19 protein-coding genes are annotated in these 20,170 nt (G+C 69.8%); 18 read left to right on the top strand and 1 reads right to left on the bottom strand.

What is annotated here, in order from left to right; translation table 11 throughout:
* Window positions 1-57: 57 nt before the first annotated feature.
* The 9 genes from fabG to DX914_RS01975 all read left to right on the top strand — a co-directional run bounded on the left by fabG (window position 58) and on the right by DX914_RS01975 (window position 7,990).
* The gene (gene fabG / locus DX914_RS01935; RefSeq protein ID WP_115857382.1) at window positions 58-804 is read left to right on the top strand and encodes a 3-oxoacyl-ACP reductase FabG; all 747 of its coding nucleotides are present in this window, start codon (window positions 58-60) and stop codon (window positions 802-804) included.
* A 128-nt stretch (window positions 805-932) separates the two neighbouring features.
* The gene (acpP, locus tag DX914_RS01940; RefSeq protein WP_031373652.1) at window positions 933-1,172 is read left to right on the top strand and encodes an acyl carrier protein; all 240 of its coding nucleotides are present in this window, start codon (window positions 933-935) and stop codon (window positions 1,170-1,172) included.
* A gap of 147 nt (window positions 1,173-1,319) precedes the next feature.
* Window positions 1,320-2,570, top strand: coding sequence for a beta-ketoacyl-ACP synthase II (gene fabF / locus DX914_RS01945; RefSeq protein ID WP_115857383.1), 1,251 nt, complete (start codon window positions 1,320-1,322; stop codon window positions 2,568-2,570).
* Between the two features lie 115 nt (window positions 2,571-2,685).
* Window positions 2,686-4,056 (top strand): aminodeoxychorismate synthase component I, encoded by a 1,371-nt coding sequence (locus DX914_RS01950; protein ID WP_115857384.1) that lies wholly within the window; start codon window positions 2,686-2,688, stop codon window positions 4,054-4,056.
* Window positions 4,053-4,892, top strand: a complete 840-nt coding sequence (pabC, locus tag DX914_RS01955; RefSeq protein ID WP_115857385.1) for an aminodeoxychorismate lyase — start codon at window positions 4,053-4,055, stop codon at window positions 4,890-4,892. The genes DX914_RS01950 and pabC overlap by 4 nt, the downstream gene beginning before the upstream one ends.
* A complete protein-coding gene (gene mltG / locus DX914_RS01960; RefSeq protein ID WP_425480650.1) occupies window positions 4,889-6,025 on the top strand; it encodes an endolytic transglycosylase MltG in 1,137 nt (378 codons plus the stop codon). The genes pabC and mltG overlap by 4 nt, the downstream gene beginning before the upstream one ends.
* Window positions 6,022-6,660 carry a dTMP kinase gene (tmk, locus tag DX914_RS01965; protein WP_115857386.1) on the top strand — a complete coding sequence of 213 codons (639 nt, stop codon included), beginning with the start codon at window positions 6,022-6,024 and terminating at the stop codon, window positions 6,658-6,660. The genes mltG and tmk overlap by 4 nt, the downstream gene beginning before the upstream one ends.
* Window positions 6,657-7,628, top strand: coding sequence for a DNA polymerase III subunit delta' (locus DX914_RS01970; RefSeq protein WP_115857387.1), 972 nt, complete (start codon window positions 6,657-6,659; stop codon window positions 7,626-7,628). The genes tmk and DX914_RS01970 overlap by 4 nt, the downstream gene beginning before the upstream one ends.
* Window positions 7,625-7,990 carry a PilZ domain-containing protein gene (locus DX914_RS01975; RefSeq protein ID WP_115857388.1) on the top strand — a complete coding sequence of 122 codons (366 nt, stop codon included), beginning with the start codon at window positions 7,625-7,627 and terminating at the stop codon, window positions 7,988-7,990. The genes DX914_RS01970 and DX914_RS01975 overlap by 4 nt, the downstream gene beginning before the upstream one ends.
* 614 nt (window positions 7,991-8,604) lie before the next feature.
* Here the strand turns inward: DX914_RS01975 and DX914_RS01980 are convergent.
* The gene (locus DX914_RS01980) at window positions 8,605-10,656 is read right to left on the bottom strand and encodes a 3-hydroxyacyl-CoA dehydrogenase NAD-binding domain-containing protein (protein ID WP_115857389.1); all 2,052 of its coding nucleotides are present in this window, start codon (window positions 10,654-10,656) and stop codon (window positions 8,605-8,607) included.
* Window positions 10,657-10,930: 274 nt separating this feature from the next.
* Between DX914_RS01980 and rpoE the strand changes: the two genes are divergently transcribed.
* The 9 genes from rpoE (at window position 10,931) to recO (ending at window position 19,806) form a co-directional block, all read left to right on the top strand.
* A complete protein-coding gene (gene rpoE, locus DX914_RS01985; protein ID WP_115857390.1) occupies window positions 10,931-11,536 on the top strand; it encodes an RNA polymerase sigma factor RpoE in 606 nt (201 codons plus the stop codon).
* Entirely contained in the window at window positions 11,533-12,411 is an 879-nt protein-coding gene (locus DX914_RS01990; RefSeq protein ID WP_115857391.1) for a sigma-E factor negative regulatory protein, read from the top strand. The genes rpoE and DX914_RS01990 overlap by 4 nt, the downstream gene beginning before the upstream one ends.
* A 108-nt stretch (window positions 12,412-12,519) precedes the next feature.
* Entirely contained in the window at window positions 12,520-14,028 is a 1,509-nt protein-coding gene (locus DX914_RS01995) for a DegQ family serine endoprotease (protein WP_115857392.1), read from the top strand.
* A gap of 113 nt (window positions 14,029-14,141) precedes the next feature.
* Complete coding sequence (lepA, locus tag DX914_RS02000; RefSeq protein ID WP_115857393.1) at window positions 14,142-15,935, top strand: translation elongation factor 4; 1,794 nt, start codon at window positions 14,142-14,144, stop codon at window positions 15,933-15,935.
* A gap of 171 nt (window positions 15,936-16,106) precedes the next feature.
* Window positions 16,107-16,892 carry a signal peptidase I gene (gene lepB / locus DX914_RS02005; RefSeq protein WP_115857394.1) on the top strand — a complete coding sequence of 262 codons (786 nt, stop codon included), beginning with the start codon at window positions 16,107-16,109 and terminating at the stop codon, window positions 16,890-16,892.
* 93 nt (window positions 16,893-16,985) lie between these two features.
* Entirely contained in the window at window positions 16,986-17,369 is a 384-nt protein-coding gene (locus DX914_RS02010) for a DUF4845 domain-containing protein (protein WP_115857395.1), read from the top strand.
* Window positions 17,356-18,024 (top strand): ribonuclease III, encoded by a 669-nt coding sequence (rnc, locus tag DX914_RS02015; protein WP_231118101.1) that lies wholly within the window; start codon window positions 17,356-17,358, stop codon window positions 18,022-18,024. The genes DX914_RS02010 and rnc overlap by 14 nt, the downstream gene beginning before the upstream one ends.
* A gap of 46 nt (window positions 18,025-18,070) precedes the next feature.
* Window positions 18,071-18,967 carry a GTPase Era gene (era, locus tag DX914_RS02020; RefSeq protein ID WP_115857397.1) on the top strand — a complete coding sequence of 299 codons (897 nt, stop codon included), beginning with the start codon at window positions 18,071-18,073 and terminating at the stop codon, window positions 18,965-18,967.
* A gap of 89 nt (window positions 18,968-19,056) precedes the next feature.
* Window positions 19,057-19,806 carry a DNA repair protein RecO gene (gene recO, locus DX914_RS02025; protein WP_115857398.1) on the top strand — a complete coding sequence of 250 codons (750 nt, stop codon included), beginning with the start codon at window positions 19,057-19,059 and terminating at the stop codon, window positions 19,804-19,806.
* Window positions 19,807-20,170: the final 364 nt, after the last annotated feature.

The raw sequence follows: 20,170 nt of genomic DNA on the forward strand, positions 1-20,170 counted from the left end.
GCCGCCGAGGCCTGTAGCGTTCGCGCACACGTTCATACGAATCTGTAGGAGCCCCCCATGAGCACTGGACCCCTCGCGGGCGAAATCGCCCTGGTCACCGGCGCCAGCCGCGGCATCGGCGCGGCCATCGCCGACGAACTGGCCGCGCAGGGCGCGACCGTGATCGGCACCGCCACCAGCGACGCCGGCGCCGCCGCCATCGGCGAGCGCCTGGCCGCGCACGGCGGCCACGGCCGCACCCTGGATGTGGCCGACCCGGCCTCGATCGAGGCGGTGCTCGACGGCATCGCCAAGGACATCGGCGCGATCTCGATCCTGGTCAACAACGCCGGCATCACCCGCGACAACCTGCTGATGCGGATGAAGGACGAGGACTGGCAGGCCATCCTCGACACCAACCTCAGCAGCGTCTACCGCACCAGCAAGGCGGTGATGCGCACGATGATGAAGGCGCGCAAGGGCCGCATCATCAATATCGCCTCGGTGGTGGGCGTGACCGGCAACGCCGGCCAGGCCAACTACGCCGCGGCCAAGGCCGGCGTGATCGCCTTCAGCAAGTCGCTGGCCAAGGAGATCGGCAGCCGCGGCGTGACCGTCAACGTGGTCGCGCCGGGCTTCATCGACACCGACATGACCCGCTCGCTGCCCGAGGACGCCAAGAACGCCCTGTTTGGCCAGATCGCGCTGGGCCGTTTCGGCGAACCGGCCGACATCGCCCGCGCGGTGGCGTTCCTGGCCGGCCCGTCGGCGGCCTACATCACCGGCGAGACCCTGCACGTCAACGGCGGCATGTACATGCCCTAAGCCGGGCAACCCTTAAGTTTGGCAAGCGTAAACGATTGAACCCAAAGGGGTTTCGCGCGAGGTAGCGCGAGCCTCCGATTCCATTAGACTATTCCATCGAAAACCCCTCCCGGGAGGAGCACAAACCCATGAGCAGCATCGAAGAACGCGTCAAGAAGATCGTGGTCGAACAGCTTGGCGTTAAGGAAGAAGAAGTCACCAACAACGCTTCGTTCGTCGACGACCTCGGCGCGGATTCGCTCGACACCGTCGAGCTGGTGATGGCGCTCGAAGAAGAATTCGAGTGCGAGATCCCGGACGAAGAGGCCGAGAAGATCACCTCGGTGCAGCAGGCCATCGACTACGTCAAGGCGCACGTCAAGTCGTAATCGCCTCGACGGCGCGGCGGTTTCGCTAGCGCAACCGCCGATGCCGTCGGCATAACCGGACCGGGGCCGCATTGCGCGGCCCTGTGTTTTTGGGCCGGTCGATACGCCGGCGTAGCGTCGGCAGTGGAATACATAGAGGTAGCTTGCATGTCCAACCGCTCCTTCAACCGCCGCGTGGTCGTCACCGGCCTGGGCCTGGTCTCTCCGCTGGGCAACGACGTCGCCAGCAGCTGGGACGGCATCGTCAACGGCCGTTCGGGCATCGGCCCGATCACCCACTTCGATCCCGCGCTGTTCACCACCCGCATCGCCGGCGAAGTGCGCGACTTCGATATCACCCGCTGGGTGACCCCGAAGGACGCCAAGAAGATGGAGGAGTTCATCCATTACGGCGTGGCCGCGTCGCTGATGGCCATGGAGGACGCCGGCATCGTCGTCGACGACTCCAACGCCGAGCGCATCGGTGCGCTGATCGGCTCGGGCATCGGCGGCCTGCTGGGCATCGAGGAACAGACCATCAAGTACCACGAGGGCGGCCCGCGCAAGATTTCGCCGTTCTACGTTCCCAGCACCATCATCAACATGCTGCCCGGCCAGGTCTCGCTGTTGACCGGCATCAAGGGCCCCAATTTCTCCGCCGTCTCGGCCTGCGCCACGTCCAACCATTCCATCGGCATGGCCATGCGCATGATCCAGTACGGCGACGCCGACGTGATGATCGCCGGCGGCGCCGAGCGCGGCTCCTCGCCGACCTCGGTGGGCGGCTTCTGCTCGATGAAGGCCATGTCCACGCGCAACGACGATCCCACCCGCGCCTCGCGGCCCTGGGACAAGGAACGCGACGGCTTCGTGCTCGGCGACGGCGCCGGCATCCTGGTGCTGGAAGAGTACGAGCGCGCCAAGGCGCGCGGCGCCCGCATCTATTGCGAACTGGTCGGTTTCGGCGCCAGTTCCGACGCCTTCCACATGACCGCGCCCAGCGAAAACGGCGAAGGCCCGGCGCGCTGCATGGTCGCGGCGCTCGCCGACGCCGGCGTCAACGCCGACCAGGTCGGCTACCTCAACGCGCACGGCACCTCCACGCCGCTGGGCGACCTGGCCGAGACCCTGGCGATCAAGCGCGCGCTGGGCGATCACGCCTACAAGACCATGGTCAGCTCGACCAAGTCGATGACCGGCCACTTGCTGGGTGCGGCCGGCGGCGCCGAGGCGATCTTCTCGGTGCTGGCGCTGCACCACGGCATCATCCCGCCGACCGTGAACCTGGACGAGCCGGGCGAAGGTTGCGACCTGGATTACGTGCCCAACACCGCGCGTCAGCAGCAGGTCGAGGTGACGGTGTCCAACGGCTTCGGCTTCGGCGGCACCAACGGCACCCTGGTGTTCAAGCGCATCTGATCGCCGCCGGCCGGGCCCGCACACGCCCCTCGTTCCCGCTGCTGGCGGGAGCGGGGGGATTTGCTTTTCGCAGGCCCGCGCCGCGTAATTCCCTGCCGCAACCCGACCACGCCCGATGCTGCTGACCCGCGCGCTGCCCGCCGCCCCCGACCTGCTGTCGCTGCAGCGGCTGGCGCCGGAACGCTACCCCATGCTGCTGGAGTCCAGCGCCGACGGCACCGCCCAGGGCCGCTGGGACCTGCTGCTGGCCGCGCAGGGGCCGTCACTGCGCCTGGACGCCGACGGCCGCGTGCGCGATCAGGACGGCGGCGTCTGCGCCGGCGATTTCCTCAGCGAACTGGATGCGCGCTGGCAAGCGGCGCGCGTGCCGAGCGACGAGCCGCGCTGGCCGTTCCGTGGCGGCTGGGCGCTGCTGCTGGGTTACGAACTGGCCGCACAGGTCGAACCGGTGCTGCGGCAGCCGGCCGCGCCCGGCGGTCTGCCGGTGGCGCTGGCGCTGCGTTGCCCGGGCGCGGTGCTGCGCGACCGCACCAGCGGCGAATGCATCGCCCTGGCCGAGACCGGGCACGAGGCGCTGCTGGAGGCGATCCTGGCCGACAGCGCGCGCGCCGCGGCGCTGGCGCCGCTGCCGGTCTGGCAGCCGCCCTCGGCGCTGGAAGAAGACGAGCCGCAGCGCTACACCGACGGCGTCGCCCGGGTGCTGGACTATCTGCGCGCCGGCGACGTGTTCCAGGTCAACCTCTCGCGCGGCTGGCGCGCGCGCTGTGCCGCGCCGCTGGCGCCGGCGGCGTTGTTCCAGCGCCTGCGCCAGCACAACCCCGCGCCGTTCGCCGGCCTGTTCGCCGGTGCCCACTGGGCCGTGGTCAGCGCTTCGCCCGAGCGCCTGGTGTCGGTGCGCGGCGACGTGGTCGAAACCCGGCCCATCGCCGGCACCCGCGCGCGCGTGGCCGGCGACGACGACAGCGCACGCATCCGCGAACTGGTGGGCCACCCCAAGGAACGCGCCGAGCACGTGATGCTGATCGACCTGGAGCGCAACGACCTGGGCCGCGTGTGCACCGCCGGCAGCGTCGAGGTCGACGAGCTGATGACGGTGGAGAGCTATGCCCACGTCCACCACATCGTCAGCAACGTGCGCGGGCGCCTGCGCAGCCAGGCCACGCCGGGCGAGGTGATCCGCGCGGTGTTCCCCGGCGGCACCATCACCGGTTGCCCCAAGGTGCGCTGCATGCAGATCATCGCCGAGCTGGAAGGGCAGGGCCGCGGCGTCTACACCGGCGCCATGGGCTGGCTCAACCGCGACGGCGACCTGGATCTCAACATCCTGATCCGCAGCGCCGAGGTCGAAGACGATGCCGACGGCGGCAGCGTGCTGCGCTTCCGTACCGGCGCCGGCATCGTCGCCGACTCCGATCCGCAGCGCGAACTCGACGAGACCCGCGCCAAGGCGCGCGGCATGCTGCGCGCGCTGGGGCTGGCCGGATGAGGCTGCGCGTCTACGTCGGCGAGCGCGAGGCCGACGGCGTGCCGCCGAACGACCGCGGCATGGCTTACGGCGACGGCCTGTTCGAAACCCTGCGCGCGCACCGCGGCGAGTTGCCGTGGTGGGACGCGCATTGGGCGCGCCTGCAACGCGGCGCCGCACGCCTGCGTTTGCCCTTGCCGGCGCAAGCGCAGGCGCACGCCCAGGCGCGCGAGCTGCTCGCTGGCGAAGACGCGGTCCTCAAGCTGCTGGTCAGCCGCGGCGCGGGCGGCCGCGGCTATGCGCCGCCGGCGCAGGCCGTGCCGACCTGGCAGCTGTCGGTGCACGCCTTGCCGCCCGCGTCGGCCGCGGGACTGAACCTGCGCTGGTGCCAGACCCGCCTGGCCGCGCCCTCGGCGCTGGCCGGGCTCAAGCATTGCAACCGGCTCGAGCAGGTACTGGCGCGCGGCGAGTGGAACGAGGCCGGGATCGACGAGGGCCTGATGCGCGACGGCGACGGCTGGGTGGTCAGCGCCACCGCGGCCAACGTGTTCGTGCTGCGCGATGACCGCTGGCTGACCCCGGACATCTCGCGTTGCGGCGTGGCCGGCGTGTGCCGCGGCTGGCTGCTGCAGACCCTGGGCGAGCAGGCCGGCGAAACCTCGACCCTGTCGCAACACCAGCTCGAAACCGCCGACGCGGTTTTCCTGTGCAATGCGGTGCGCGGTATCCTGCCGGTCGCCCGGCTGGGCGAGCGCGTCTGGCGGCCGCATCCGGCGGTGGCCGGACTGCAGCGCCGCCTGGCCGCAGCCCATCCCGCATTCGCAGCTGCGGCCCCGGCGGGCCCGGAGGTGTCGTGAGTCGCAAAACCAAGCGCCGTTTCGGCGGATTCCTGTTGCTGCTGCTGTTGGCCGCCGCGATCGCGGGCGGCTGGGCCTGGCAGCGCTACAACCGCTTCGCCGATGCGCCGCTGGCCGGCCTGCAACCGGGCACCAGCCTGGTGGTCGAGCGCGGCGACTCGCTGCCCGCGGTGCTGCGCAAGCTGCGCGCCGCCGGCGTGCGGGGAGGGCAGACCTTGGAATGGCGCGCGCTGGCCAAGCAACTCGGCGCGGCCGGCCGCCTGCAGGTCGGCGAGTACGCCTTGCTGCCCAACACCACACCGCGCGAACTGCTGACCGCGATGCGCGACGGCAAGGTCGTCAGCCACCGCTTCACCCTGATCGAAGGCTGGAACCTGCGCGATCTGCGCGCCGCGCTCAAGCGCACCGAAGGCTTGAAGCAGGAAGCCGCGCAACTGGACGACGCGGCGCTGATGAAGGCGCTGGACCGCCCCGGCCAGCATCCGGAAGGCCGCTTCCTGCCCGAAACCTACCTCTACACCGGCGGCGACAGCGACCTGGACGTGCTCAGGCGCGCGATGACGGCCATGGACAAGGCCCTGGCCGCGGCCTGGGAGGGCCGCGACAAGGACAGCGTGCTCAAGTCGCCGGCCGAGATGCTGATCCTGGCCTCGATCGTGGAGAAGGAAACCGGCATCGCCGACGAACGCCCGCAGATCGCCGGCTTGTTCGAGCGCCGGCTTAAGCAGGGCATGAAGCTGGAGACCGACCCCACCGTGATCTACGGGCTGGGCGCGGCCTACGACGGCAACATCCGCAAGCGCGACTTGCAGACCGACACGCCCTACAACACCTACACCCGCGCCGGCCTGCCGCCGACGCCGATCGCCATGCCTGGCGCCGGCGCGCTCAAGGCGGTGGCCAACCCCGCGCCCGGCGACGCGCTGTTCTTCGTCGCCGCCGGCGACGGCAGCGGCCGCAGCCTGTTCGCCGCCACCTACGCGCAGCACCAGGCCAACGTGCGCCTGTACCTGCAGCGCTACCGCCAGCAGCGCCGCAACGACCAGCCCGAAGAGGGCAAGGCGGTGCTGGAAGAGGCGCAGGAACAAGGTCAGGCGCCGGCCGCGCCCGCCGCCGAGGCCGCCGGCCGATGAGCCTGCAGGTCCAGCCGCGCCTGATCACGCTGGAAGGCGGCGAGGGCGCCGGCAAGTCCACCGTGCTGGCGGCGCTGCGCGAGGCGCTGGCCGCCACCGGCGCCGAAGTGCTGTGCACGCGCGAGCCCGGCGGCACGCCGCTGGCCGAGCAGATCCGCGGCTTGCTGCTGGACACCCACCACGAGCCGGCCACGCCCGAAGCCGAATTGCTGCTGGTGTTCGCCGGCCGCGCCCAGCACGTAAGCGAGACCGTGCTGCCGGCGCTGCGGCGCGGCGCCTGGGTGGTCAGCGACCGCTTCACCGACGCCAGCTACGCCTACCAGGGCGAAGGCCGCGGCCTGGACCCCGAGTTCATCGCCGAACTCGAGCGCCGCGTGGTCGGCATCGAACCGGCGCTGACCCTGCTGCTGGACGTGCCGGTGGCGATCGGCCTGCAGCGCGCGCGCGGCCGCGGCGCCGCCGACCGCATCGAGGCCGAGCGCGAGGATTTCTTCGAGCGCGTGCGCGCCGGCTACCGTGCGCGCGCGCAATCGCAGCCGCAGCGTTTCCACGTGATCGATGCCAGCCAGCCCGCGGACGTTGTCGCCGCCGAAGCGGTGGCGCGCGTGCGGCGCCTGCTAGAGGCCGGCGCATGAGCGCGCCCGCGTTCGCGCCCTGGCAACGCCGTATCTACGCGCAGGCCACCGCCGCGCTGGATGCCGGACGCCTGGGCCACGGCTTGTTGTTCTGCGGCCCGGCGCAGCTGGGCAAGCGCGCGGTCGCCGAACGTCTGGCCCAGCGCCTGCTGTGCCGCGAGCGCGACGCGCAAGGCGAACCCTGCGGCCGTTGCCGCGGCTGCCTGCTGCTGGCCGCGGGCACGCATCCGGATTTCCAGACCGTGTCCTTCATTTTGAACAAGGAAGGCACGCGGCTGCGCACCGAGATCGTGATCGAACAGATCCGCAACCTGTCCGAGCGCCTGGCGCTGACGCCGCAGTACGGCGGCGCCCAGGTCGCGATCCTGGACCCGGCCGACGCGATCAATCACGCCGCCTGCAACGCGCTGCTCAAGACTCTGGAAGAACCGGTGCCCGGCCGCTACCTGTGGCTGGTCAGCGCGCATCCGCTGCGCTTGCCGGCGACCATCCGCAGCCGCTGCCAGCGCCTGGAATTCCGCCTGCCGCCGGCGGACGAAGCGCTGGCCTGGCTGCAATCGCAAGGCCACGCCGCGAACGCCGCGCGCGAGGCGCTGGACGCCGCGCGCGGCCACCCGGGCCTGGCCCACGAGTGGCTGCAGGGCGAGGGTTTGAAACTGCGCCGCGACGTAGGCGCCGATCTGGCCAAGCTCGCGCGCGGCGATGCATCGGCCTTGGAGGTCGCGCAGCGCTGGGTCGGCGACGAACATGCCGAACTGCGACTGCGGCATGCCGCCGACCTGGTCCTGGCCGAGGCTTCCGGCTTGACCGACCCGGTGCGAACGCGCAGTCTGGCCGCGTGGTTCGATCGCGCCAACCGCACCCGCGAACTGTTGCGCACCACGGTGCGCGCGGACTTGGCGGTCGTTGAATTGTTGATGGCCTGGCGCCCCGATGGCGCGCGGGCCGCAGGAGGAAGCAGGGCATGAGCGGAGCGACCGGAGCGGGCGCGGCCAGACAGGGCATCCTGTCGCTGGCGGTGAAGGACAAGGCGGCGCTGTACGGCGCCTACATGCCGTTCCTCAAGACCGGCGGCATCTTCGTCGCCACGCCCAAGCGGTATTTCCTCGGCGACGAGGTGTTCCTGCTGTTGACCCTGCCCGAATCCAGCGAGCGACTGCCGGTGGCCGGCAAGGTGGTGTGGGTCACGCCCACGGGCGCGCAGGGCAACCGTCCCGCGGGCATCGGCGTGCAGTTCGCGGATTCGGCCGAAGGCGAAGCGGTCAAGGGCAAGATCGAGGCCCTGCTGGCCGGCACCCTCACCGCCGACCGCGCTACGCACACGATGTAAGCGTAGCTCCGCGGCTCCCTGTAGGAGCTGCGCAAGCCGCGACCGCCAATCCACAACCACGACGAATGCCGCGTCCACCCCTGTAGGAGCTGCGCACGCTGCGACCGCGAACCCCCGCTTACGACCAAGCCCTCGGTCGGCGTGGGGTCTGCTCTGGCGCCTTGGGGTAGGAGCGGCGTGAGCCGCGATCAGCCCCGAACTCGCGAAGGTGTGTGGGTGTGTTGGTCGAAGCAACAGCAACAGCTTCCGTCCGCAAGCGGCCGGGTCACTTTCTTTTGATAAGCGTCAAAAGAAAGTAACCAAAGAAAAACGCTGCCCCAGAGCTCCCGTGCGAGATCGGAGTTTGCGCGGGGATTTTCCGATCGGGCCTCCTGCCCGAGCGGAAAACGGCGCACGTCCTGCGCCGCCCTCCGGGTCTTCTATTTGCGTGGCGAGTTCGGTGCCCGAGCGAGGAGCAAGAGCATTCGCGCTTTGCGCTCACCCCCTCACCCTAGCCCTCTCCCGCAAGCGGGAGAGGGAATACATTCGACGGCGCCGCTTGCTGCTTTAGCCCTCTCCCGCTTGCGGGAGAGGGGTTGGGGTGAGGGCAGGCGGAGTATCAACCGCCGCGCCACTCAGCCCCGCAGCGCCGGACTATCCCAACCCGGTCGCGGCGCGAAGCGGTCGCCGTAGCGCGCGTGCAGCGTCTTCAAGCGCTCCAGCAGCGCGTCCGCGCCGGTTTCGCGCACGTACTGGATCGGGCCGCCGCGGAAGGGGGCGAAGCCGGTGCCGAAGATCACGCCGGCGTCGAGCAGGTCGGCGTCGCTGACCACGCCGTCGTGCAGGCAGGCCACCGCCTCGTTCACCAGCGGCAGGATCAAGCGGTCTTCCAGGTCCGATGGCGTCTGGTAGTCCTTGGGCAGTTCCGGCTTCTGCGCGCGGCCGTTCTCCCACTTGTACAGGCCCTGGCCGTCCTTCTTGCCGCGCTTGTTCGGCTCCACGCCGCTGAGCGCGGCCGGCACGCTCAGGCCCAGGAACGGCGCCAGTTCGGCGCCCACGCCCGCGGCCACGTCCAGGCCCACGGTGTCGATCAGTTCGATCGGGCCCATCGGCATGCCGAACTTCACGGCGGCCTTGTCGATGGCCGGACCGGGGATGCCTTCGGCGTAGGCGGTCGCCGCTTCCAGCATGTATGGGAACAGCACGCGGTTGACCAGGAAGCCCGGCGTGCCCGCCACCGGCACCGGCAGCTTGTCGATGGCCTTGCAGAACGCGGCCAGGCGCTGCTCGGTCTCCGCCGCCATCGCGTCGTGGCGGATGATTTCCACCAGCGGCATCAGCGCCACCGGATTGAAGTAGTGCAGGCCGCCGAACTGGGCGGGACGGCGGATGTGGTCGCGCAACTCATCCAGCGGGATCGACGAGGTGTTGGTGGTCAGCAGCGCGTCGGGCTTCATCTTCGGCTCGACCTGATCGTAGAGCTCGCGCTTGGCCTCGGGCTTTTCGATGATCGCCTCGATCACCAGGTCGGCCTGCGCCGCGCCTTCGCCGGCCAGGTCGCCCTTCAGCCGCGCGGCCACCGCCGGGCGCTTGCTCTCGTCCTTGACCCGCTTGGCGAACAGGTCCTGCGCGCGGGTCAGCGCGCCGTCGATGAAGCGCTGCTCGCGGTCGCTCAGGGTGACCTCGAAGCCCTTGTAGGCCGACCACGCGGCGATGTCGCCGCCCATCACGCCGGCGCCGACCACGTGCACGTGGCGGATGCCGTGTTCCTTGCCGCCCTGGCCCTTGAGCCGCTCCTGCAGGAAGAACACCCGGATCAGGTTGCGCGCGGTGGGCGTGGAGGCCAGCTTGACCACCGACTTGCGCTCGGCCGCCAGCCGCGCCTGCACGCCGCCGCTGCTGCGCGCCCAGGTGTTGATCAGCGCGTACGGCGCCGGGTAGTGCTCCTTGCGCGCCTTGCGCGCGACCTGCTTGGTCAGCATGCCCGGCAGGATCTTGCGCGCCAGCCAGCTGTTGCTGGCCCAGCCCATGAAGCGCTGCTTGAACGGCCGCTGCGTGCCCTTGAGCGCCAGCGCGACCGCGGCGTCGACCAGCAGCGGCGCTTCCACCACCTTGTCGACCAGGCCGATCGAGCGCGCATTGGAGGCCGAGAGCGCGCGGCCGGTCAGCATCATGTCGAACGCGGCCGGCGCGCCCACCAGCGGCGGCAGGCGCACGCTGCCGCCCCAGCCCGGGTAGATGCCCAGCTTCACTTCCGGCAGGCCGATCCGGGTCGAGGGGTCGCTGCTGGCCACGCGGTAGCGGCAGGCCAGGGAGATCTCGGTGCCGCCGCCCATGCAGAAGCCGTGGATGGCCGCCACGGTGGGGAAGGGCAGCTCGGCCAGGCGCTGGAACACCTGCTGGCCGCGGCGGATCGCGTCGGCCACGGTGCCCTTCTGGTCGAAGGTCTGGAATTCCTTGATGTCGGCGCCGGCGATGAAGCCCGAGGCCTTGGCCGAGCGCAGCACCAGGCCCTTGGGCGGGTCCAGCGCCAGCCGCTCCAGCAGCGAGTCCAGCTCGATCAGGACGTCCTGTCCGAAGGTATTGACCGACGAACCGGCGCGGTCGAAGGACAGCACCACGATGCCGTCCTCGCGCAGCTCGGTCTGCCAATGTTGGAAACGAAGTCCGTCCAGGCCAGCCATCATGACTGCACCATCCGTTCAGGTATGGAGATGGCCGCTATCATCCCGAGGATGTTTCATCCCCGTCAAATCGCCCCATCGAATCTGGCGGTCCGGGACCGGGGAGGGGCGGCCGGAACCGCGACCGCCGTCGCGCCGCGCCGGCCGTGACCCCTGGCGGTTGCGCCGGCGTTGTTGCGGCCCCATTTATGATCGTGATCGATCGTTTTGAACTTTCGCCCACCAGGGCTGTCCCATTGTTCGGCCACGGCCGAGCTGACAGGAGTGCCGGCGCGGCATGGCCGAGAATGAGTTGGACCAAGAGCTGGTCAGGCGTGTCCAGCGTGGCGACAGTGCGGCATTCGATGCCTTGGTGCGCAAGTACCAGCATCGGATCACGGCGCTGATCGGGCGCTACATTCCCGACTGGAGCGAATGCCAGGACGTGGCCCAGGAAACCTTCCTCCGCGCGTATCGCGCGTTGCCGAATTTCCGGGGAGACGCCCAGTTCTATACCTGGTTGCACCGGATCGCAGTGAATACCGCCAAGAACTATCTAGTCGCGCAAAACCGCAGGCCGCCCACCGACGACATCGACGCCGGCGACGCGGAGCAGTTCGAGACCGGCCTGCGCCTGCGCGACAGCGACACCCCCGAACACGAATTGCTGCGGCAGGAAATCGAACGCACGGTGATGCGTGCGGTCGAATCCCTGCCGGAGGAACTGCGGGCCGCGATCACCCTGCGCGAGGTGGACGGCCTGAGCTACGAGGAGATCGCGCAGAAGATGGGCTGCCCCATCGGCACCGTGCGTTCGCGGATCTTCCGCGCGCGCGAGGCCATCGACCAGGAACTGCGGCCCCTGCTGGACCATCAAGACACTCGCGAGCGCGCCCTACGATGACGTCGAATCAGGCTCCCAACAACGGCTCCAACGTTCAGCCCACCGACCGCGAAGCGCTCAGCGCGCTGTTCGACGGCGAGCTCGACGGCGACGCGGCGCGTTTCGCGCTCAAGCGCCTGAGCCACGACGCGCAGTGGCGCCAGGCCTGCGAGAGCTGGCAGCTCTGCGGCGACGTGCTGCGCGGACAGGCCGCCACGCTGGCCGCGCCGGGCTTCGCCCAGCGCGTGGCCGCGGCCGTGGCCGCCGAGTCGACCGTGTTGCAGGCCGCGGCCAGCGAACCCGCCGCGCCGGCACCGCGCCGCCGCTGGCTCGGTGGCGCCGCCCTGGCCGCTTCGGTGGCGGTGGTGGCCCTGTTCGTCGCCCGTCCGTTCTCCGGCAACACCCCCGATGCCGCCGCGCCGCAGACCCAGGTGGCCAGCGCCGAAACCGCCGCGCCGGCTGCGGCGCCGGCCGAACCCACCGCGCCGGCCGAAACCGCCGCTGTGCTCGGCGCCGCCGTGGCCGTGGCCGACGTGCCGCGCCGGGTGGCCGAGCGCCGCAGCACGCGCAGCCAGAACCAGCGCGCCGCCTTGCGCCGCCAGACCCAGACCGCGGCGGCCGCGCCGCCGCTGGAAGCGGTGGCCGCCGTCAACGGCGCGGTGGCCGGCAGCACCGCCAACCCGTTCCGTCCCCAGCACGTGGAGCCGGCGGCGACCCGCCCCTGGCCACGCGCGGTGCTGCCCAACTACCCGGCCACCGGCGGCTACACCGCCAGCTACGGCAGCAGCACCAGCTCCGCCAGCTCGCCTTCGTTCTATCCGTTCGAGCCCAAGGCCGCCGACGCCAACCCGTCGCCGCCGCCCGCCGACAGCGAAGCGCGGATGCCGCAACCCTGATCCGGGCGCCGCGGCCGCGGCGCCCTTCGAACAACCCCCTGTTGTCCCCATCACGCGCGACCGACCGGCCGCGCGACAGACTCCCCGCAACTTTACGAGGCCGACTCCATGACTCGTCCGCTCCGCTCCCTCGCCCTGGCCGGCGCGCTGGTCGCCGTGCTGCCGGTGGCCTGCACCGCGCAAGTGCCGTCCACGCCGATCGCACCGCCGCCCGCGGCCACGCCCGCCGCGCCGCTGGTCAGCGGCCTGCCGGACTTCACCGCGCTGGTACAGCGCGTGGGTCCGGCGGTGGTCAACGTGCGCGCCGACATCGCCCCGCGCCGCGCCAGCCGCGGGCAGATGCCCGATGAGGACCAGATTCCCGAGATCTTCCGCCGCTTCTTCGGCCCGGACATGCCCGGCGGTCCGCAAATGCCGCGCGGTCCGCGCGGCGGCGGCAGCTCGCTGGGCACCGGTTTCCTGATTTCGCAGGACGGCTACCTGCTGACCAACCACCACGTGGTCGACGGCGCCGACACGGTCAAGGTGACCCTGTCCGACCGCCGCGAGTACACCGCCAAGGTCGTGGGCAGCGACGAGCGCTCCGACGTGGCCCTGCTCAAGATCGACGCCAAGGGCCTGCCGTTCCTGCGCCTGGCCAACGCCGGCCTGACCAAGCCGGGCCAATGGGTGATCGCGATCGGTTCGCCGTTCGGCCTGGACCATTCGGTCACCGCCGGCATCGTCAGCGCGATCGGCCGCAGCAACCCCTACGCCGACCAGCAGTACGTGCCCTTCATCCAGACCGACGTGGCGATCAACCAGGGCAATTCCGGCGGCCCGTTGCTCAACACCAGCGGCGAGGTGGTCGGCATCAACTCGCAGATCTTCTCCAACTCCGGCGGCTACATGGGCGTGAGCTTCGCGATCCCGATCGACGTGGCCATGAACGCCGCCGAGCAGCTGCGCTCCACCGGCAAGGTCCAGCGCGGCCTGCTCGGCGTGGGCGTGCAGGGCATCACCGCCGAAAGCGCCAAGGGCCTGGGCCTGCCCGACACCCGCGGCGCGCTGGTCAACAGCGTCCAGGCCGGAGGCGCGGCCGAGAAGGCCGGCGTCCAGCTCGGCGACGTGATCCTGGCGGTCAACGACCGGCCGGTGAACCAGTCCAGCGACCTGCCGCCGCTGATCGGCGCGCTGGCGCCGGGGGCCAAGGTCCAACTGCAGATCAACCGCGGCGGCAAGACCCTGACCGAAACCGTGGTCCTGGGCGCGCTGGACGCCGAAGCGGTCGAGACCGCCGCCCGCGCGGCCAACGACGACGCCGACGCGGCCCCGGGCCGCGCCGGCAGCAATCCGCTGGGGGTGGTCGCTCAGGACCTCAGCCCGGCGCTGCGCCAGCGCCTGGGCCTGAAGACGGGCGAGGGCGTGCTGGTGCAGACCCCCGGCGACGACGGCGCCGAGGCCGGCCTGCGCCCCAACGACGTGGTGCTGTCGGTGGGCCGCACCGCGGTCGGCAGCGCCGCGGCGCTGAACCGCGAACTGGCCGGGGTGCGCCCCGGCGACACGGTGATGCTGCTGGTGCGCCGTGGCGCGGCCACCCAGTTCATCGCGGTGACCGCGCAGGCCAAGGCCGGCTGAGCGCGGCCTCGGCGTCCGGCCCCGCCCCAGGCGGGCGCCGGACGAAGGCGCGGCGGGGTGTGCGATAATCTCCCGTTAACTCCAAGGAACCGGTGAGCTTCGCGCCGTCCCGCATGCAGCAGATCAGAAACTTCTCCATCATCGCCCACGTCGACCACGGCAAGTCGACCCTGGCCGACCGCATCATCCAGATCTGCGGCGGCCTAGAGGCGCGCGAGATGGAAGCGCAGGTGCTCGACTCCAATCCGATCGAGCGCGAGCGCGGCATCACCATCAAGGCGCAGTCGGTGTCGCTGCCGTACAAGGCGCGCGACGGCAAGACCTACCAGCTCAACTTCATCGACACCCCCGGCCACGTCGACTTCAGCTACGAAGTCAGCCGCTCGCTGGCCGCCTGCGAGGGCGCGCTGCTGGTGGTGGACGCGGCCCAGGGCGTGGAGGCGCAGTCGGTCGCCAACTGCTACACCGCGGTGGAGCAGGGCCTGGAAGTGGTGCCGGTGCTCAACAAGATCGACCTGCCCACCGCCGACATCGAACGCGCCAAGACCGAGATCGAGGCCGTGATCGGCATCGACGCCGAGGACGCGGTGGCGATCAGCGCCAAGACCGGCCTGAACGTGGTCGAGGTGCTGGAGGCCATCGTCCAGCGCATTCCGCCGCCGCAGCCGCGCGACACCGACAAGCTGCAGGCGCTGATCATCGACTCCTGGTTCGACAACTACCTGGGCGTGGTCTCGCTGGTGCGGGTCATGCAGGGCGAGATCGGGCCGGGCAGCAAGATCCTGGTCATGTCCACCGGCCGCACCCATCAGGTCGACAAGGTCGGCGTGTTCACCCCCAAGCGCAAGGAGCTGCCCAAGCTGGGCGCCGGCGAAGTGGGCTGGATCACCGCCTCGATCAAGGACGTGCACGGCGCGCCGGTCGGCGACACCCTGACCCTGGCCGCCAGCCCTGCGCCCAAGCCGCTGCCGGGCTTCCAGGAAATGCAGCCGCGCGTGTTCGCCGGCCTGTTCCCGGTGGACGCCGAGGATTACCCGGCCCTGCGCGAAGCGCTGGAAAAGCTGCGCCTGAACGATGCCGCGCTGCGCTTCGAGCCGGAAAGCTCCGAGGCCATGGGCTTCGGCTTCCGCTGCGGCTTCCTGGGCATGCTGCACATGGAGATCGTGCAGGAGCGCCTGGAGCGCGAGTACGACCTCAACCTGATCACCACCGCGCCCACGGTGATCTACGAAGTGCTCAAGACCGACGGCGGCATCGTGCCCATGGACAACCCGGCCAAGCTGCCGCCGGTGAACATGGTCCAGGAGATCCGCGAGCCGATCATCCGCGCCAACATCCTGACCCCGCCGGACTACATCGGCAACGTCATCAAGCTGTGCGAAGAAAAGCGCGGCGTGCAGATCGGCATCACCTACATGGCCAGCCAGGTGCAGGTGAGCTACGAGCTGCCGATGGCCGAGGTGGTGCTGGACTTCTTCGACAAGCTCAAGTCGGTCAGCCGCGGCTACGCCTCGCTGGACTACCACTTCCTGCGTTTCGACGCCGGCCCGTTCGTGCGCGTGGACACGCTGATCAACGGCGACAAGGTCGATGCGCTGAGCATCATCTGCCACCGCAGCCACGCCGACCGGCGCGGCCGCGAGCTGTGCGAGAAGATGAAAGAGCTGATTCCGCGGCAGATGTTCGACGTGGCCATCCAGGCCGCGATCGGCTCGCAGATCATCGCCCGCAGCACGGTCAAGGCCATGCGCAAGAACGTGCTGGCCAAGTGCTACGGCGGCGACATCACCCGTAAGAAGAAGCTGTTGGAAAAGCAGAAGGAAGGCAAGAAGCGGATGAAGCAGGTCGGCCGCGTGGAGATTCCGCAGGAGGCCTTCCTGGCGGTGCTGCAGGTGGACAGCAAGTAAGCCAGTGGTGGCCGGCGGTACCTGCCGGCCATGACGCAGACCGGCGCCCTGGGTATGCTCGGGCCGTCGGCGTCGCCCGGGGCAGGGGCGGCGTCCGCGCCGCGCCGCCGGTCCCCCCCGCTCCAGATTCCCCGCTCCAGATCCCCCGTTCCCGGTTTCCAAGGAATACGCATGCGCTGGTTTGAAATCGCCCTGGTGTCGCTGACGTTGTTCTCCGGTGCCGTCTGGCTGCTGGACAAGCTGTTCCTGGCCAAGCGCCGCGCCGCCCGCGAAGGGTTGCTCGACGACGGCAAGGAGCCGATCGTGATCGACTACTCCAAGGCGTTCTTCCCGGTGCTGCTGGTGGTGCTGATCCTGCGCAGCTTCGTCGCCGAGCCTTTCCGCATCCCCTCCAATTCGATGATGCCGACCCTGCTGACCGGCGACTTCATCCTGGTCAACAAGTTCACCTACGGCCTGCGCCTGCCGATCAGCAACCAGAAAGTGTTCGCCCTGGGCGAGCCCCAGCGCGGCGACGTGGTCGTGTTCAAGCCGCCGCACCACCCCGACCAGGACTGGATCAAGCGCGTGGTGGGCCTGCCGGGCGACCGCATCGGCTACCACGACAACCAGGTGACGGTGAACGGCAAACTGGTCAAGTACACCCCAATCGGCACCTACGAAGGGCACGGGAAAGGCACCGAAATGACGGGCGCCCAGGAGCTGAGCGAGGACCTGATGGGCCGCCAGCACCGCGTCCTGGAGCGGACCAATATGCCGTTGTTGGATCAGGGAGAGGGCGACTGGGAAGTCCCCGCCGGCCACTATTTTGTGATGGGCGACAATCGTGATAATAGCGAGGACAGCCGATACTGGGGCGTCCTGCCGGAGGGGAACCTGCGGGGCAAGGCGTTCCTGATCTGGTTGAATATCGATGGGGGCATCGACTTCAAGCGCATCGGCAACAGCATTCCGTGACGGCGCCCGCCGTCGCGGTAGCGGCGGCAAACCTACAATCGCGGTTTGCGCCACACGCACCAACAACGTGTTCCAACGACGGGGGATGATCGGATGAAGCGTAATCAAAGCGGCATGACCCTGATCGGGTTCATCATCGTGCTGGCCGTGGTCGGCGTGTTCGTTTACATGGGCATGAAGCTGATCCCGATGTACACCGAGTACTACGGCGTGAAGCGCGCCTTGACCAGCCTATCCGCCGAGCCCGGCATCGCCGATCGCGATCCGGCCAAGATCGAAGACCTGTTTTTCCGTCGCTTGTATGTCAGCTACGCCGATAACGTGAAACCCGAGCACGTGAAGATCCAGCGCAAGGACGCTGGCTATGAAATTCTCGTGAGTTACGAAGTGCGCCGCCCGCTGATCGCCAACCTGGACGTGGTCGGCCATTTCGAGGCCAAGCAGGACATCCGCCGTGGTAGCGGTGGCGCCGACTGACCGCATCGGGCATAGCTTCGCGAATCCGGGCCTGCTCGAGCAGGCCCTGACCCACCGCAGCGCCGGGGCCCCGCATAACGAGCGGCTGGAGTTCCTCGGCGACTCGCTGGTCAACCTGATCGTCGCTGAGGCCCTATACGCGCGCTGGCCGCGTGCCGACGAGGGCGCGCTCACCCGCGCGCGCGCCGAATTGGTGCGCGAATCGGCGCTGGCGCCGATCGCGCGCGAGCTGGAACTGGGCGCGCGGCTGACCCTGGGGCCGGGCGAGATGAAATCCGGCGGCCACCGCCGCGACTCGATCCTGGCCGACGCGCTGGAAGCGGTGGTCGCGGCGATCTACCTGGATTCGGGTTTCGAAGCCTGCCGCGCACGCGTGCTGCCCTGGTTCGAGCCGGCCATGGACGCGCTGCCGCCGCCGCACAAGGTCGGCAAGGACGCCAAGACCCGGCTGCAGGAATGGCTGCAGGGCCGGCAGAAGCCGCTGCCGGTGTACGCCTTGCTGGCGGAGTCCGGCGAAGACCATGCCAAGACCTTCCGGGTCAGCTGCAGCGTGGCCCAGCCGCCGATGCTGACCGAGGGCGAGGCCGGCTCGCGCCGCGCCGCCGAGCAGTTGGCCGCCGAGGCCGCCCTGCGCGAGCTCGATCCGGACGGCTGATCCGCGGGCGTTTGCCCTGCGGCCCGCGCGCGCGGACAATTCGCGCATGAACGCATCTCCCTACCGCGCCGGCCACGTCGCCGTCATCGGCCGCCCCAACGTCGGCAAATCCACCCTGGTCAACGCCCTGGTCGGCGCCAAGGTCAGCATCACCTCGAACCGCCCGCAGACCACGCGCCATCAGCTGCTGGGCATCGCCACCTTCCCCGAAGGCCAGCTGTTGCTGGTCGACACCCCCGGCATCCACCGCGAACAGAAGCGGGCGATGAATCGCTGGATGAACCGCGCCGCGCGCGGCGCGCTGGAAGGCGTGGACACCGCGCTGCTGGTGGTGCGCGCCGGGCAGTGGGACGACGAGGACGGCCTGGCCTACGACGCGCTGAAAAAGGCCGGCCTGCCGGTGATCCTGGTGGTCAACCAGGTCGACAAGCTCAAGGACAAGACCGCGCTGCTGCCGTACCTGGCCAAGATCAGCGAAGGCCGCGATTTCGCCGGCGTGCATCCGGTCTCGGCGCTCAAGCGCAGCGGCCTGGAAGCGCTGGTGCGCACGGTGCTGGCGCAGCTGCCCGAGCAGGCGGCGCTGTACGGCGAGGACGAGATCACCGACAAGAGCCAGCGCTTCCTGGCCGGCGAGATGGTGCGCGAGCAGCTGATGCGCCAGCTCGGCGAAGAGCTGCCGTACGCGACCACGGTGGAGATCGAGAAGTTCGAAGTCGACGGCGCGCTGCTGCGCATCGGCGCGGTGGTCTGGGTGGAGCGCGACGGACAGAAGGCGATCGTGATCGGCAAGGGCGGCGAACGCCTGCGCGAGATCGGCGCCAAGGCGCGCCTGCAGATGGAGCGCCTGTTCGGCGCCAAGGTGTTCCTGGAAACCTGGGTGCGCGTGCGCGAAGGCTGGTCCGACGACGAAGCCGCGCTGCGCGCGTTCGGCTATCACGATTGAAGCAGAAGTTGGCGGGTAGGCGTTAGAAGGTAGTCCGTGTCCCTCCGCTTTCGCTAACTCCTAACTCCTACCGGCTACCTCCTAGCTCCATGCGTTATACGGCCGAGCCCGCCTTCGTCCTGCACGCGCGCCCCTGGCGCGAGACCAGCCTGCTGGTGGAGGCGCTGAGCGAGCGCCACGGCCGCATCGGCCTGGTCGCGCGCGGCGTGCAGGGGCCGAAGCGGCAGGCGTTGCGCGCGGCGCTGCAGCCTTTGCAATGGATCCGCTTCGAGGCGGTGCAGACCGGCGAGCTGGCGCGGCTGACCGCGGCCGAGGCGCAGGACGCCGCGCCGCGCCTGACCGGCGACGCGATGCTGGCCGGCTTCTATCTCAACGAACTCACTCTGCGCCTGGCGCCGCGTCACGACCCATCACCGGAGCTCTACGCGGCGTACGGCCGCGCGCGCGCGCGGCTGGGCGCGCTGTCGCCGCCGGCGTGGACCCTGCGCCGCTACGAACGCGACCTGTTGGATGCGCTGGGCTTCGGTTTCGACTGGAGCCACGACGGCGACGGTGCGCCGATCGATTCGGCCGCGCGTTACCGCCTGGACCCGGAGCACGGCCCGCGGCGCCTGCTCAGCGACCGCGGCCACGCCGACCGCAGCGGTGCGGCGACTGGGCGCGCCTTGCTGGCGCTGGCGCAGGATGCCGCTCCGGAGAGCGAAGACTTGGCGGGCCTGCGTCGGGCGATGCGCGGCGTGCTCGCGCACCACCTGGGCCCGCGCGGTTTGAAATCCTGGGAGCTGCTGAGCGAGTTGGCGCGGGTGGCGCCCAGGGCCAAACCAACCGATAGCGCCTAAGCCGCGACCGCCAATCCACAACCACGACGAATGCCGCGTCCACCCCTGTAGGAGCTGCGCAAGCTGCGACCGCGAATCCGCAGTTACGACCAGGCTCTCGGTCGGCGTGGGGTCTGCTCTGGCGCCTTGGGGTAGGAGCGGCGTGAGCCGCGATCCGCTCCGAACTTGCGAAGGTGTTTGGGTGTGTTGGTTGAAGCAACAGCAACAGCTTCCGTCCGCAAGCGGCCGGGTAGCTTTCTTTTGATAAGCGTCAAAAGAAAGTAACCAAAGAAAAACGCTTCGCCAGAGCTCCCGTGCGAGAGCGGAGTGGGCGCGGGGATTTTTCGATGACACATCCCTGTGCCAGCGAAAAACGGCGCACTTC

It is taken from the genome of Lysobacter silvisoli (assembly GCF_003382365.1).
GTDB lineage: Bacteria > Pseudomonadota > Gammaproteobacteria > Xanthomonadales > Xanthomonadaceae > Lysobacter > Lysobacter silvisoli.

Bases quoted from the DNA above. Each gene is read 5' to 3' on its own strand.
- fabG (WP_115857382.1), top strand. From the start codon at position 58: ATGAGCACTGGACCCCTCGCGGGCGAAATCGCCCTGGTCACCGGCGCC.
- acpP (WP_031373652.1), top strand. From the start codon at position 933: ATGAGCAGCATCGAAGAACGCGTCAAGAAGATCGTGGTCGAACAGCTT.
- fabF (WP_115857383.1), top strand. From the start codon at position 1,320: ATGTCCAACCGCTCCTTCAACCGCCGCGTGGTCGTCACCGGCCTGGGC.
- DX914_RS01950 (WP_115857384.1), top strand. From the start codon at position 2,686: ATGCTGCTGACCCGCGCGCTGCCCGCCGCCCCCGACCTGCTGTCGCTG.
- pabC (WP_115857385.1), top strand. From the start codon at position 4,053: ATGAGGCTGCGCGTCTACGTCGGCGAGCGCGAGGCCGACGGCGTGCCG.
- tmk (WP_115857386.1), top strand. From the start codon at position 6,022: ATGAGCCTGCAGGTCCAGCCGCGCCTGATCACGCTGGAAGGCGGCGAG.
- DX914_RS01970 (WP_115857387.1), top strand. From the start codon at position 6,657: ATGAGCGCGCCCGCGTTCGCGCCCTGGCAACGCCGTATCTACGCGCAG.
- DX914_RS01975 (WP_115857388.1), top strand. From the start codon at position 7,625: ATGAGCGGAGCGACCGGAGCGGGCGCGGCCAGACAGGGCATCCTGTCG.
- DX914_RS01980 (WP_115857389.1), bottom strand. From the start codon at position 10,656: ATGATGGCTGGCCTGGACGGACTTCGTTTCCAACATTGGCAGACCGAG.
- rpoE (WP_115857390.1), top strand. From the start codon at position 10,931: ATGGCCGAGAATGAGTTGGACCAAGAGCTGGTCAGGCGTGTCCAGCGT.
- DX914_RS01990 (WP_115857391.1), top strand. From the start codon at position 11,533: ATGACGTCGAATCAGGCTCCCAACAACGGCTCCAACGTTCAGCCCACC.
- DX914_RS01995 (WP_115857392.1), top strand. From the start codon at position 12,520: ATGACTCGTCCGCTCCGCTCCCTCGCCCTGGCCGGCGCGCTGGTCGCC.
- lepA (WP_115857393.1), top strand. From the start codon at position 14,142: ATGCAGCAGATCAGAAACTTCTCCATCATCGCCCACGTCGACCACGGC.
- lepB (WP_115857394.1), top strand. From the start codon at position 16,107: ATGCGCTGGTTTGAAATCGCCCTGGTGTCGCTGACGTTGTTCTCCGGT.
- DX914_RS02010 (WP_115857395.1), top strand. From the start codon at position 16,986: ATGAAGCGTAATCAAAGCGGCATGACCCTGATCGGGTTCATCATCGTG.
- era (WP_115857397.1), top strand. From the start codon at position 18,071: ATGAACGCATCTCCCTACCGCGCCGGCCACGTCGCCGTCATCGGCCGC.
- recO (WP_115857398.1), top strand. From the start codon at position 19,057: ATGCGTTATACGGCCGAGCCCGCCTTCGTCCTGCACGCGCGCCCCTGG.